Genomic DNA, 13,646 nt, shown 5'->3' on the forward strand with positions numbered 1-13,646 from the left:
CCGGCCGAGGGGCGGCTCAGTCCTCACCCACCACGGTCAGGTCGTCGCCGAGCGCGGCGGCGATCTGGGCCGCGCGGGAGTGGTCGTCCAGGCGGCGCGTCAGGTAGGCGCAGGCGTGGTGGTGCTTGAGCGACCACCAGGCGGCCGAGCCGCCGATCCCGCCCTTGGCGATCTTGCCGCGGTCGCGGACGAACCCCAGCGTCCAGGTGATCCTCGTGCCGAAGACCTCGTCGAAGTCCGTGACCTGCGAGGCGAGCAGCTCGGCGTGCAGGTGGGGCCCCAGCAGCGCCCGCACCGGGCCGTCCTCCGCGGTGAGGCGGGAGAAGAACTCCGCCATCGCGGTGGCGCTCGTGTGCAGGTTGACCGCGCCGAAGACGGCCTGCCGCCAGGCCCTGGAGTTGGTCCGCCCGGTGTCCCGGGCGCCCTCGGGGATCTGGAGCCACGGGGCCGCGTGCAGCCTGCGCGGCCAGTCGGGGTCGGCGTACTCGAGGTCGGCGACGCGTTCCAGCGCCTCGTCCGGGACGCCGAACCAGGCGTCCAGACCCAGCGCGGGGCGTACGACGTCGTTGAACGTCTCCCCCAGCGTCGTGCCGGCCGCGGCGCGCAGGATGCCGTCGACCAGGTGGCCGTAGGTCAGCGCGTGCTCCCCTAGCCTCGTCCCCGGAACGTACTCGGGCGCCGCCCGTGCCAGGCTGTCGCGGAGCGCGGCGTCGTCCAGCAGGTCGAGATCCGCGGCCTCGGCCGGGAAGCGGGGCTGTCCCGCGCGGTGGGTGAGCACCTGGCGTAACGTGGTCGACTCCTTGCCCCGCGCGCCGTACTCGGGCCAGTGCGCCGCGATCGGCTCGTCCAGGGTCAGCGCGCCGTCGCGCACCGCCACCAGGGCGGTGAGCGTCACGAACGCCTTCGACAGCGAGTAGGGCTGCACCAGGGTGTCGGCCCGCCAGGGGCGGGTGCGCCCGGCGTCGGTCCACCCGCCGGTGAGGCTGACGACCTCGCGGCCGTCCCGCCACACCGACACGCCCGCGCCGGTCTCCAGGCCGTCGTCGACCAGCCGCTGGAAGACCTCGCGCACCGCCTCGTACCCGTCCGCGGCGAACCCCTCGACCTTCATCGCGTCCGCCCCCTCGCCGTCGCGGCCTGGTCCGTCGTGAGCCGGGCGATCGTCGTCGTCATCGCGGCCTCGCATTCCTCGCATGGAGTCAGGACCCTTTCCAATATACCCACCGGGGGTATCGAGGCAAGAGGGGTTCACGAGGTCGTGGTCGTGGGGGTCAGCCCTCCAGGGCGTACTGCATGACGCGGAACTTGGCCTGCGCCTCGGCCAGCTCGGCGGCCGGGTCGGAGTCGCCCATGATGCCGCCGCCGGCGAACAGGCGGGCGCGGCGGCCCTCGATCAGGCCCGAGCGCAGCGCGATGCCCCACTCGCCGTCGCCGTGGGCGTCGATCCAGCCGACGGGGCCGGCGTATCCGGCCCGGTCCATGCCCTCCAGCTCGCGGATGACCTTGATCGCGATGTCGGTCGGGGTGCCGCCGACGGCGGCGGTCGGGTGCATGGCGGCGACCACGTCGAGCACCGACGCCCCGTCGGCCAGCCGGCCGCTCACGTGGCTGGCCAGGTGCTGGACGTTGGGCAGCACCAGCAGCTCGGGCTCGTCGGGGGTCTCCAGCGACGAGCACAGCGGGGCGAGGGCCTGTCGGACCGAGGCGATCGCGCACTCGTGCTCGTGGCGGTCCTTCGCCGAGGCGAACAACGCGGCCCCGCGGGCCAGGTCGTCGGCCGGGCCGGTGCCGCGCGAGGTCGTGCCGGCCAGCACGAGCGACTCGATCTCCTGGCCGGTGCGCCGGATCAGCAGCTCGGGCGTCGCGCCGACCAGCCCCGCGACCGAGAACGTATAACACTCGGGGTAGCGCCGGGCCAGCCGGGCCAGCAGCAGCCGCACGTCGATGGGCCGCTCGGCGGTGGCCACCAGGTCGCGGGCGAGCACGACCTTCTCCAGCTCGCCGTCGCGGATGCGGCGGGCGGCGCGGGCCACGACGTGCTGCCACTCGGGCGCGGTGAGGCTGCCGTCGCCGTAGCTGACGCGGCCCGGGTCGCGGACGGGCGTGAACCTCTCCAGCGGCACGTCGCCGACCGTGGTGAGCCAGGCCTGGCCGCCGCGGCGGGCCAGCACGGCCTGCGGCACGACGAGGACCGAGCCGTGGACGTCCTCGTCGAAGGTGAAGCTGCCGAAGGCGACCGGGCCGAGACCGGGGGTACGGGCACCGTTGCCGACGTGCGCGTCGCCGAACACACCGGCCAGCCATCGGCGGGCCCAGGCGAACCTGCCCGGGCCCGGGGGCACGGCCACTCTGGCGGCCTCACCCCAGCCGACGAGCCCCTCGCCGTTCCTGATCCAGGCGTAGGGCGCCGACCTGGGCAGGGAGGCCAGCAGGTCGCCGGGGTCGCCGACAGGAGTGGTGCGAACCGGCAGCGGGCGGGTGGTTCCGAGCGCGACACTCACTCAAGACATGCTATGCGGGAACTGAACATGTTCGACTCTGACCCCCATGAATGCCGCGTTACGGCCATCGAACCAGGAAAAAACGGAACGTCAGGGGAATTACCCGCCAACCTGATCAGCTTCGGCCTGTCAAGCGCCCATATGGAGTCGGTCCTGAAATGACAGACCTTCCCTCAACGCCATAGTGTCGCCATGATCGGTTCTCTACCTTGAGGCCCATGATCGGTCGCCTGGGCCCCCTCTTCGCCGCAGTCATCGTCCTCTCCGGTTCGGGCACGGCGCAGGCCGCCACCGCCCAGCCCGTGCCCGAGATCATGGCCGCGCTCGGCGACTCCATCTCCACCGGATTCAACGCCTGCGGCTGGTACGTCTCCTGCACCTCCCGCTCATGGTCGGCGGGCGACCACCGCGAGGTCGCCAGCCACTACCTGCGCCTGTCACGAATGTCTGGAACGCTCCAAAAACACAACCTCAACTTCGCCGCCCCCGGCTCCACCAGCGCCGACCTGCTCGGCCAGGTACGCAAGGCGGTCGCGGCCAAGGCCGACTACGTGACGATCCTCATCGGCGCCAACGACGCCTGCGCGGGCAACGAGCAGGCGATGACGCCGGTGCAGACCTACCGGCGGCGGCTGGAGACGGCGCTGACCGAGCTGCGCGCCGGCATGCCCGGAGCCAGGGTGCTCATCGCCAGCATCCCCGACCTGCGGCGGCTGTGGCAGGTCGGCAGGGGCAACCCCCTGGCCAGGACGTTCTGGACGCTGGGCCGCATCTGCCCGGCGATGCTGGCCAACCCCGTCTCCACCCGGCGGGCCGACACCGAGCGCCGCAACCGGGTGAGAGAGCGGGTGATCGCCTACAACCGGGCCGCCGCGCAGGCGTGCGCCGCCTACGGCTCCGGCTGCCGCACCGACGGCGGCGCGGTGTTCTCCTACGACTTCACCCTCGACCACATCAGCAAGTGGGACTACTTCCACCCCAGCGTGGCCGGGCAGCGCGTGCTGGCCGAGCAGACGTTCAAGAACGGCTTCGACTGGATCGACCCCCGCTAGCCCCCGTTCCCGCACGTCGCCGCACCTGACCGCCTCCGAGGCCCCTTGGAGGGGAAGCTTGGCGAAACGGCACGCGCGGAAGACCGAGCCGCGGATCACCGGCACTGGGCCAGCATGACCTTCTTGTCGGCCGCGGTGACCGGCATGTTGTACTTGAACGCGACCTGCGCGAAGCGGGTGACGTACGCGCAGCGGATGCGCCGCTGCGGCGGCAGCCAGCTCGCCGGCCCGGAGGCGCCCTTCTGCTCGTTGGCGTCGCCGTCCACCGGCAGCAGGTTGAGCGGGTCCTGGGCGAAGTCGGTCCGCTTGGACATCGGCCAGCGCGGCGCGCCCATGCGCCAGCCGTAGTTCAGCGGCACCACGTGGTCGACCTGCACAGCGTCGGCGTTGTCCTTGTGCCAGTAGATGGTCCGGCCGGTGTAGGGGTCGTCCAGCGTCATCGACACGACCTCGCAGTCCGACCCCGCGCGGTATTTCACGTCGCGGCCGTCGCGGGCTAACAGGTCGTCGCGGGTGCGGCAGCCGTTGCGCGCGAACGGCACCCCGATCGCCGTGTCGGCCCAGTTCTCCCCGTACCGCGTGCGCTCGTAGCCGGTGTTGGGACCGAAGCCCTTGACCCGCAGCTTGTTGATGAGATCGCGGGCCTCGGCCTTGTCGGTGTCGGAGACGATGGGCGCCAGGCCGGGCAGCGTGCCGCTGACATTGCCCAGCGGGCTGGCCGCGGTGGCGGGCGGGGTCTTGGCGGTGCCGACGAAGGAAACGACGATGATGGCGCCCGCGAGAAGGGCGACGGCGTCCTTCGTGCTCAACCGGTCCTCCGTGCGCTCCCAGTTGTCTAGAGAAATTCCCGGCTTCGCATGTTTTGACACGGAGAGGGTTGTGTGACTGATCGCCCTCGGCGGCTGCCCGACCTTCCCGGCATACGCGGCGAAACGATCGCACGCCAACGGCCTGTGGGCCAGAATGATCGCCACGGGGGCGACACGGGATCTCCATGCCCCCGTGACGATCATTCTGACAAGGGGGCCGACAATGCGTAAATTACCGACTCGCCTGCTCGCGGGAGGCGCAGCGCTCGCCGCGGCCGTCACGGGGGCGGCCGTGCTCATGCCGGTGAAGCCGGCCGACGCCGCCCGGGTGGAGGCGACCTGCGCCAACACCACCGGTGACGCGGCCACGCTGCAGGCCGCGATCGACTCCTCCAAGGACGGCGACGAGATCGTCATCAAGGGGCCGTGCCTCATCAACGCCACGATCAGCCTGCTCGACCACCGCACGTACCGGGGCGACGCCAAGGGCGGCACAGTGCTCAAGCAGGCCGACGGCGCGAACCTGCCGGCCGTGCTCGCCTCGGAGGGCTGGCTGAAGAACACCGAGTTCAGCGGCGAGACCATCCGCGTCGAGAGGCTCACCATCGACGGCAACCGGGACAACAACACCGGCACCGTCGGCCTGATGCTGCGCTCGTGGAACACCCGCGTGTACGACGTCGACATCTTCGGCACGCCGTCCGACGGCATCCGCATCAGCAACCCGTCCCAGAACGGCACGCTGCTCAAGAACACGATGGTCAACAGCATCATCAGCGACGTCTACATCGAGGGCGCCGCCGAAGCCGGACTCCGGATCGTCGACCCGGGCAACTCCGTCACCGACTGGACCTTCCAGCGCTCCTGGATCGGCTTCAGCGGCACACATGCCATCCAGAGCGACAACGCGGCCGGCTGGACGTTCAGCGACCTGCACCTGTACGGCACGCCGAAGAACGCCATCGACGCCCACCGCTGCTACGGCACCTCGATCCACAACAACTACATCGAGGACTTCGGCGCCGAGAGCACCAAGGACCAGACCTACTACGGCATCCGCTGCGACCTGCAGGGCGAGGCCAACACCACGATCACCGCCAACCGGATCCACAAGTTCCTGCCCCCGCCGAACGCCCTCGCCGAGCTGCGCGAGGCCCGCCGGCAGGGCTCGGCGCCGCCCGAGCGCAAGATGACCACGACCGGGCCGCTCCCGCCGGGCGTCAACTTCGTCTACCTGGCACTGGACGCGGTCAACTACGGCAAGGGACACGCGGCGATCAGCGGCAACACCATCCTCGGCCACGGCACCAAGCGTGAGACCGGGATGCTGCTGACCAGGGGCGACGGCGAGGGCGAGTCGATGTCGGTGGCCTCCACCGGCAACCTCATCGACAACATCGGAGTGCCCCGCAAGATCGGGCCCGGCGTACGGGTCACCAGGGGTTACTGACTGACCCGCGCGAAGGCCCGGACGACATGGTCCTCCGGGCCTTCCGAGTCGGCGCCGGGTAATAACGGCCCGCGGAGCAGGACGTCACAACCGGACGCCTTTACTTTGTAGATCATAGTGATCCTCCGTACATATCCTTTCTGCCTGCTCACACCTCCAGCGGACCGCCCGAAACCGTCAAATTCCCCCCAAGTTGGCCGGGGAGTCCACGTCCCAGAAGGAGTGCCGACACCGCTCGTTCACGCCGGACGGCCACCGTACGGAGATGCTCGTGCGCCCTCTCTTGACCACCGCCCTGCTGCTTCTCACCCCTCTCGCTCCCGCGCCGGACGTCGAGACCGTCTCGGCCGCCGCCGAGACCCCACCCCTGTACGACGACGCGGCGGGCGGCCACGCCAATGGCGACGACCCGGCCATCTGGGTGCATCCCACGCGCCCCGGCAAGAGCGTCGTGATCACCACCGCCAAGGAGGGCGGACTGTACGCCTACTCCTTGTCGGGGGCCCAGCTCCAGCACGTGCCCGCGCAGCCGCCGCCTGGCCCGGACCACGAGCCCGGCCGGCTGAACAACGTCGACCTCGTGCGCGGCTTCCGCCTGTCCACGGGCGCGAAGGCGGACCTCGCCGTGGCCTCGGACCGGGGCCGCGACCAACTCCGCGTGTACGCCGTCGACCCGGCCACCGGACGACTGACCGACGTCACGGACCCGGCGGCCCCGTTCGTCTTCAACAGCACCCAGGAGGAGGTGGACGAGGCCAGGACCGCCTACGGGCTGGCCGTGGACGGCACGCGCATCCTCGTCAGCCGCCGCCACACGACCACGCTGGGCCTCCTCGAGCTGGTCGCCGCCCCCGGCGGCAAGGTCACCTACCGGCACGTCCGCACCCTCGACCTGCCGTCGAGCTTCGCGCTCCCCGACGGCACGAGCTGGACGCCGTGCCTGGAACCGGGCGAGCTGCCGCAGATCGAGGGCATGGTCGTGGACCGCGGCACGCTCTACGCCGCGCAGGAGGACGTGGGCGTCTGGCGCCTGCGGGCCGACCTGACCGGCCGGCCCGTCCTCATGGACAAGGTCAGGGAGTACGGCCGCCAGGACACCTACGACCCAGCCACCGAGGAATGCCTGCCCGGCCGGGACCGGGGCTTCGGCGGCGAGCACCTGGCGGCCGACGCCGAGGGCCTGACGATCTACGACGCCGGCGGCGGGGAGGGCTACCTGCTGGCCTCCAGCCAGGGCGACGACACGTTCGCCGTCTACGAGCGCGACGGGGACAACGACCACGTCGGGCAATTCCGGGTCGGCCCGGGCAGGCGCGCCGACGGCGCCGAGGCGAGCGACGGCGCGATGGTCGTCAGCGTCCCGCTCAGCGGCGCCTTCCCGAAGGGCCTGCTCGTCGTCCACGACGGCGCGGACAGCCCGGGAGACGGAGAACGGGAGGTCACCAACTTCAAGCTCGTGGACTGGCGGAAGGTCGCCGACGCACTCGAGTAGCAGAACAGCCCCTGAGGCTCGCAGCATTGCAGCGTTGAGCTGCAGGTTCTTCACCAATCTGGAGGCTCGGGCGGGGCTGAGCACCGGCTTTCGCGCCCGTCAACAGCGAAAGCCGTTCTGCCTCGCCCCACCTCCCTTGAGCTGCTGCCTGGTGCTGGTGGTAATCCGCGGACCGGGTTGGAGACCGCGAGTTCCGGACAGTCCTCCAACCGATATGCCCGGCCGGGAGCATCGCACTTTCATTGATCATCCTTATTGACGGCCGAAGTCTGAGCCACGCAGACCGTCTGCGCCGAATGACTCCCCGCCGTGACCGTCCGGAGCACCAAAGCAGCGCTTGCTTCCGCTGCCGCCCGCGCCGCATCGGGTGCACCTGCTGTCTCGGGGCCGGGATTTCGCTTCATTCCCCGGAACGTTGACATGTTGCGGCTATTCGGGTCGTTCGGAGGACGCCGGGCCCGTGCCTCATGGTGGTGACGGTTAGTGGCCTTTGCCGGGGCGGGAGACGGCGTCGCTCCAGCCATCGAGGCTGAAGTACTGCTGCCGCCGGTTGGCGTTGATGTCGGCTTGGCCAACGAGATGCCGGACGCCTGGCCACCCGGTGCTGACGTGCAGGTCACGGGTCAGGTCGTCGAGGAGCGGGAAGACAGTGAGTAGCTGGAGGCGGCTGTCATGGGATAGGTCGGTCCGGTCCTTGACCTGCTGCCTGGTCAACCAGTCCACTGCCGTCTCCGGAGCCTGAACCTCCCGTTCGAAGATCGAAACGAAGGTGTGGTCCAGGTGCCGGTGGGGCCCGGGAGTGTGGCCGTCGGCGGAGGCCCTGCAGTCGATGATCCACCAGGGGGCAGGGCAGACGGCGTGCGGGTAGCCGGCCGGGGCGGGCATCGACGACAGCCCAGGGATGATCAACGTGCGGCAGCCGAGTTCTTCCACGGTTTCCCGCAGCGCCGTCTCAGCCAGCGTTTCCCCGTCCTCCCAGTGCCCACCCGCCGGGAGGAACCCGCCGAGACGGATGCACGCAGAGCGCGAGGCAGGGGCTGATCGTGGCCTTATCCGGAGAGCTGGACAGCAGCACCACGGCGTTGCCGAACCGGCTACTGGATCCCCTATTGGTTGTGCCCGAGGCGATGCATCGTGGACGTCTCGCGGCTGCGTTTCTGCCACTCCTACGGGCTCGCCGCGCTGATCAAGGCCTACCGACAGCGTCGGCGGAGCCGTCGCGCGGCTGTTTCAACACCATCATGGAGCCGTACCTCAGCGTGGCCGAGGCCGAAGCAACGGTGAGCCGCGAGCTGTGATAGTTACTTGGCCGGTAGCTGCCGGTTTCGCAGCTGGCCGCCGTGCCGGGGCCGAGGGATGACTGCTGTGTGATCGTGCGCCCGCACCGCATTGGCAGCGTCGGCAGGGTGCAGCCGCATGTGCAGGCTGAGCAGGGAACCGAGACCGGTCTGTTGGAGTGCGACGTGGTCGCACAGGTGCTGGATCAACCACAGGCCGAACCCGTGCGGGCGTTCCGGGTCGAGCTCGGCGGCGGCCAGGTGATGGTGTCTGAGCCGGCCTCCGCTGTCGAGCACTTCGACCGCCAGCTCGTCGGGGGTGCTGCGCGCGGTGACCAGGCCGGCCTTGCCGCCGTGGACCAATACGTTGGCGACCGCCTCGTTGACCGCCAGCACCAGGTCCTCCAGCCGCTGGCCGGTCAGCCCGCCGTAGCGGCCGCATACGCGTATCAGGTCCCGGATGAAGTCAAGGTTGGCGCGGATGGGGCAATGCAGCTCGTACGCCACACTCATGATCGTCTCTCCTCTGCGGGGGGCAGGAACGGATAGACGGCTTCAAACCCCCTTCCCGTGGGCCGATCGCCAAACGAGGCACCTCGGACGGTTCCAGACGCGCACGCCCCGCGCGCTGGCGGGTCCGGTCCAACCGAGACCCGAGTTTCGCAGTTGGTGGGCAGATGACAGCCCTGAATTGGGTGCTTGAGCTGGGGAACGGGCGTCACTGGCGTCATGCATACCCTCTCGGCCTCGCCGGCCTGAGCGGGGGTCGTGCAGCCAACACAACGCGGCCATGCAGCCAACCTCGACCTCTAAAGGTCAGCTGTCTGTAACTCCAGGCGCAGCTTCCAGTGAACCGCACGGGTTAGATGAGACGCCTTTGGGGCTGTCCGGCCGACGTGACCCAACCGCGTCCAACCCGATCGAATGTTCCACGGTGAGTAAACGGTGTGGAATGTTTCAGTCATGTTATTCGGGTAGCCGGAGCTGGACCGACAAGCGACCGAAGGGAGGAAGCAAGTGATCACCCACGAGCAGATTCCCGCAGTCCTGAACCACGACGTCTACGACACCAACGGGAACAAGATCGGCGAGGTGAAGCACGTCTTCCTCGACGACGCCACCAGTCGGCCCGAGTGGCTGTGTATCAAGACCGGCCTGTTCGGTATGAGGGAGACCTTCGTCCCGATCCGGGACGCCGAGTTCGTATCCGACCACGTCGAGGTGCCCTACGACAAGGACCGCGTCAAGGACGCCCCCAACGTGGACGTCGACGCCGGCGGGCACCTGTCGGCCGAGGAGGAACGCGAACTGTATCGCTACTACGGGATGGACTGGGAATCGTCCTGGCAGCAGGCCAACCAGCCCGGCGAAGGCGGCTGGGCCCACGAGGGCGGCCTGCGCGAGCAGGAACGCCTCGGCCACGCCCGGGCCGACACCGGCACCGGCCACACCGACACGGGCGGTCGCGATGATGCCACGACCCGGTCGGAGGAGCGACTGGATGTGGGCACCGAGAGTCACGAGCGGGGCCGGGCTCGGCTGCGCAAGTACGTGGTCACCGAGCAACAGCAGGTCAACGTCCCGGTCACCCGTGAAGAGGTGCGGGTGGAGCGCCAACCCATCACCGACGCCAACCCGAGGCGGCGCTGAGCGGACCGGACATCACCGAGTCCGAGCTCGAGGTCGTGCTGCGCGAGGAGCGTCCGACGGTGGCCAAGGACACCGTCCCGGTGGAGCGGGTCCGCATGGCCAAGGACCAGGTCACCGACGAGGAGACCGTTTCCGAGCAGGTACGCAAGGAGCGCATCGACGTCGAGGGCGACGACTCCGGCCGGCGCTAGCCCGGCGGCATCACGAGCCCGATGCGGCCCCGCCGCCTCCGTGCAGCGGAGCCGCACCTGTTCCATCCCCCCATCTGGTTCCCATGGTCTTCAGACAAGGAGTAAACGCATGGCAGGCCGCTACGTTCTCAAGAAGACCTCGTCGGGCTACCGGTTCAATCTGGTGGCCGCCAACGGCGAGATCATCGCCACCAGCGAGAGCTACACGACCAAAGCGAGCGCCCTCAACGGCATCGATGCGGTACGGCGCAACGCCGACGCCCGCGTCGATGACCAGACCGGCGAACAGCAGCACGCCCAGGCTGCTTCGCAGCGGTGACATCACCCTCCCGTGACGGAATCCAGCACGGAGTCCGGCGCGGGCACATTCCCCAACGCGATGGACACACGCCCTGATCGGCAGGCCCCGTGCCACAGGCATGCGGGTGACGGTGAGGTGAGGGCCGGGCGCTGTGTTGTCCATCCGGTCGAGGAGAACGCATGGAGATCAACATCAGTCAAGGACTCACCGACGTGTGGCGGCAGATCGCCACATTCGTGCCGCGGCTGATCGCCTTCCTGGCCATCCTGCTCATTGGCTGGCTCGTCGCAAGGCTGATCGCCAAGGCCACCGACAAGATCCTGGAACGGGTCGGCTTCGACCGGGTCGTGGAACGCAGCGGTGTGGGCCGCATGCTCCAGCGCAGCCGCTACGACGCCAGCAGCCTCATCGCCAAACTCCTGTTTTACGCCATCGTCCTCATCACGTTGCAGATCGCCTTCAGCGTGTTCGGGCCCAACCCGGTCTCCGCGCTGCTGAACGGCGTGGTGGCCTGGCTGCCTCAGGCCGCCGTGGCCATCGTCATCGTGGTGGTCGCCGGTGCCATCGCCACCGCGGTCAAGGACATCGTCGGCAGCGCGCTGGCCGGCCTGTCCTACGGCCGGTGGCTGGCCACTGGGGCCGCGGTGTTCATCTGGGCGCTGGGCATCATCGCCGCGCTCAACCAGATCGGCGTGGCCACCACCGTCACCACACCGGTGCTGATCACCGTGCTGGCCACTGCGGGCGCGATCGCAGCCATCGGCATCGGCGGCGGCCTGATCCAGCCCATGCAACAGCGCTGGCAGCGCTGGCTGGGTCGCATCGAGCAGGAGGCGCCGCAGGCCCGTGCCCAGGCGGCGGCATACCAGCGCGGCCGCGCCGACGCCGCCCGGCAACTGGCCGAGACGGCCGATCCGAGCGGCCCCCTCCATGCCTCCAGCGTCGGCAACGTCCCCCGGACAGCCAGCGGCTCGACCGCCAGCGAGGTGCACCGCCGCAGCTGACTTTGATGCCAGGCCCATCTCGCCCGAGCGGCGTGAGGCGATCGAGCGGGAGGCGGCCACGTCCGGGACCCGCCCCGCGGCCATCGCCTACGTCATCGGCCACCCCAAGGCGGTCAAGACCGCTCTGCTGGCCGACGAGGCGACCCGAGCGGCGGCCCGGGAGGCACTGGAGGAGTTCGACGTCCGCCAGGCCGCGGCTGACGGCCGACCGCGCCGCGGCCGCCGACGTCACCAGGCACATGGAGGAAGGCCGCAAGCTGCTCGACGGACGGTCTCGCAGAGACGTTCCTCAACCCCCGCTGCACGAGAAAACGGCGCTGAGGGGCCGGGATAACTCACGGTTCGCCGCGCTTGAGGAGCCCCCGTTCCGGCGCGTGGACGAGCAGCGGAATCTGTTGGCGTTCCATGGCACACCGCGAACTCCTGGCCGCGTACGGGGCAAGGACCAGCACCAGCGAACGTGCCTTACTTGCCTGACCGTGCCTTACTTGCCTGACCGTGCCTTACTTGCCTGATGAGATCATCTCGCCCGCGCTGGACCGAGCCGAGCTCCAGCGTCACCTGAGCGCTGCCACAGCCACGTGGAACCCATCCGTCGCGGCTCCGGCTCCGGCAAGGACGGCGGCCAGGACGATGGCGTTTTTCGAGGAATTGGCCGGCGCCCCCTGGCCGCGGCCGGGACTCATCGCGTGGGCTGCATCGCCGGGTGGATGGGAAACCCACACCGAATCCGCGCTCACGAGCGTGCGGGAGCTCGTGTCCCGATCGCCACATGCTGCAGGCGATTGAGGGCAGCGGTGTGAAAGGCACGAAACCCCGACCGCAAGGAGAGGAACGGTGATGAGTACGGTGCAGCGGCCTGCCGACGGCAGGCCTGAGGCTGGCCGCAGACAGGAGATGCCGTCAGCCGGTGAGCTGATCAAACAAGCCTCCGAGCAGGTCTCTGTGCTGGTGCGTCAGGAGATACGGCTGGCGGTTGCCGAGGTGAAGGACAAAGGCCGGGATGCCGGTCTGGGAACGGGGTTGCTGGGGGCGGCCGGCATGGTCGCGCTCTACGGCGCGGCGGCCCTGGTGGCTGCGATGATCGCCGCTTTGGCGTTGGTCATGCCGGCGTGGACGGCCGCGCTGATCGCCGCTGTGGTGCTGCTGGCCGTGGCGGCGGTGCTGGGCCTGACCGGCCGCAAGAAGGTCGCCCACGCGATGCCGCCGCTGCCCGAGCAGGCGATCGACAGCACCCGGCAGGACGTGACCCAGATCAGGGAGAGTGCACGACGATGACCATCAGCGGACCATCTCACCGAGCGGGCGAACCGGCCACGGCCGGCCCGCCCCGGGCTGATGAGCAGGCAGACTCCCGCGAGGAACTGCGTGCCGATATCGTCCAGACGCGCGAGCATCTGGCGGACACCGTGGAGACGCTGGCCGCCAAGGCCGACCTCAAGACCCGCGCCAAGGACAAGACCCGGCAGGTCAAGGCGAACCTGGCCGCCCGGGCGCAGCAAACCGGAACCCAAGCCCGAACCAGAGCCGGCGAGTTCACCGCCAAGGCTCGGGCGATCACCTCCGACACCACCCCGGCGATGCGCCGCGGTGCCGCAGCCGCCGGTGCGGCCGCTGGCGTGGCCGCCGGTGCCGTCGCCCTCTCGGTGTGGCTGCGCCGTCGCAACGCCCGCCGGCAGAGCCCCTGGCAGCGAGCGGTGCACACCGCCCGGCAGAGCAGCGCGCAGGTGCGCCACAAGGCCACCGACCTCGCCGGCACGGTCATGACAGGCGACCTCGCCGCCAAGGCACGCCAGGCCGCCGCGTCACCGGCCGCCGCGCCCAGAGCGCAAGGGGCGGCGGCAGCGGCGATCGTCCTGCTCGTGCTCGGGTGGCTGCGCCGACGCCGCGTTCTCCGGCACGCCGGAGCAGGGTGAGCT

Annotated in this window: 14 protein-coding genes; 9 read left to right on the forward strand and 5 right to left on the reverse strand. The window is 69.8% G+C overall.

All coding sequences use genetic code 11. The features are described 5' to 3' along the window. Window positions 1-16: 16 nt before the first annotated feature. The gene (locus tag ID574_RS37370; protein WP_223167472.1) at window positions 17-1,186 is read right to left on the reverse strand and encodes a serine hydrolase domain-containing protein; all 1,170 of its coding nucleotides are present in this window, start codon (window positions 1,184-1,186) and stop codon (window positions 17-19) included. Between the two features lie 85 nt (window positions 1,187-1,271). Continuing rightward, window positions 1,272-2,501 (reverse strand): isochorismate synthase, encoded by a 1,230-nt coding sequence (locus tag ID574_RS37375; RefSeq protein ID WP_188193725.1) that lies wholly within the window; start codon window positions 2,499-2,501, stop codon window positions 1,272-1,274. Between the two features lie 218 nt (window positions 2,502-2,719). Here ID574_RS37375 and ID574_RS37380 point away from each other — a divergent pair, with 218 nt between their 5' ends. Next, window positions 2,720-3,553 carry a GDSL-type esterase/lipase family protein gene (locus ID574_RS37380; protein ID WP_188193726.1) on the forward strand — a complete coding sequence of 278 codons (834 nt, stop codon included), beginning with the start codon at window positions 2,720-2,722 and terminating at the stop codon, window positions 3,551-3,553. Between the two features lie 95 nt (window positions 3,554-3,648). On the opposite strand, the gene ID574_RS37385 is transcribed toward ID574_RS37380, so the two are convergent. Continuing rightward, window positions 3,649-4,362, reverse strand: coding sequence for an HNH endonuclease family protein (locus ID574_RS37385; protein ID WP_188193727.1), 714 nt, complete (start codon window positions 4,360-4,362; stop codon window positions 3,649-3,651). Between the two features lie 223 nt (window positions 4,363-4,585). Here ID574_RS37385 and ID574_RS37390 point away from each other — a divergent pair, with 223 nt between their 5' ends. Further along, window positions 4,586-5,812, forward strand: coding sequence for a pectate lyase family protein (locus ID574_RS37390; protein ID WP_188193728.1), 1,227 nt, complete (start codon window positions 4,586-4,588; stop codon window positions 5,810-5,812). 265 nt (window positions 5,813-6,077) lie between these two features. Beyond that, on the forward strand, window positions 6,078-7,304 hold the full coding sequence (locus ID574_RS37395; protein ID WP_188193729.1) for a phytase: 1,227 nt from the start codon (window positions 6,078-6,080) through the stop codon (window positions 7,302-7,304). Between the two features lie 480 nt (window positions 7,305-7,784). Here the strand turns inward: ID574_RS37395 and ID574_RS37400 are convergent, their stop codons facing one another. Continuing rightward, complete coding sequence (locus ID574_RS37400) at window positions 7,785-8,468, reverse strand: NUDIX domain-containing protein (RefSeq protein WP_188193730.1); 684 nt, start codon at window positions 8,466-8,468, stop codon at window positions 7,785-7,787. A gap of 137 nt (window positions 8,469-8,605) precedes the next feature. After that, entirely contained in the window at window positions 8,606-9,094 is a 489-nt protein-coding gene (locus ID574_RS37405; protein ID WP_188193731.1) for an ATP-binding protein, read from the reverse strand. A 504-nt stretch (window positions 9,095-9,598) separates the two neighbouring features. Here ID574_RS37405 and ID574_RS37410 point away from each other — a divergent pair. The 6 genes from ID574_RS37410 (at window position 9,599) to ID574_RS37430 (ending at window position 13,643) form a co-directional block, all read left to right on the forward strand. Further along, window positions 9,599-10,231: a PRC and DUF2382 domain-containing protein gene (locus ID574_RS37410; RefSeq protein WP_262496097.1), complete on the forward strand. Its 633-nt coding sequence runs from the start codon at window positions 9,599-9,601 to the stop codon at window positions 10,229-10,231. 35 nt (window positions 10,232-10,266) lie between these two features. Further along, the gene (locus ID574_RS61940) at window positions 10,267-10,422 is read left to right on the forward strand and encodes a YsnF/AvaK domain-containing protein (RefSeq protein WP_262496098.1); all 156 of its coding nucleotides are present in this window, start codon (window positions 10,267-10,269) and stop codon (window positions 10,420-10,422) included. 109 nt (window positions 10,423-10,531) lie between these two features. Further along, window positions 10,532-10,741: a YegP family protein gene (locus tag ID574_RS37415; RefSeq protein ID WP_188193732.1), complete on the forward strand. Its 210-nt coding sequence runs from the start codon at window positions 10,532-10,534 to the stop codon at window positions 10,739-10,741. A 167-nt stretch (window positions 10,742-10,908) separates the two neighbouring features. Then, on the forward strand, window positions 10,909-11,727 hold the full coding sequence (locus ID574_RS37420) for a mechanosensitive ion channel family protein (RefSeq protein WP_442939366.1): 819 nt from the start codon (window positions 10,909-10,911) through the stop codon (window positions 11,725-11,727). A gap of 840 nt (window positions 11,728-12,567) precedes the next feature. Continuing rightward, window positions 12,568-13,005, forward strand: coding sequence for a phage holin family protein (locus tag ID574_RS37425; protein WP_188193734.1), 438 nt, complete (start codon window positions 12,568-12,570; stop codon window positions 13,003-13,005). After that, a complete protein-coding gene (locus ID574_RS37430; RefSeq protein WP_188193735.1) occupies window positions 13,002-13,643 on the forward strand; it encodes a DUF3618 domain-containing protein in 642 nt (213 codons plus the stop codon). Before ID574_RS37425 ends, ID574_RS37430 begins: the two co-directional genes overlap by 4 nt. Window positions 13,644-13,646: the final 3 nt, after the last annotated feature.

Source organism: Nonomuraea sp. SYSU D8015 (genome assembly GCF_008065375.1).
Classification (GTDB): domain Bacteria; phylum Actinomycetota; class Actinomycetes; order Streptosporangiales; family Streptosporangiaceae; genus Nonomuraea.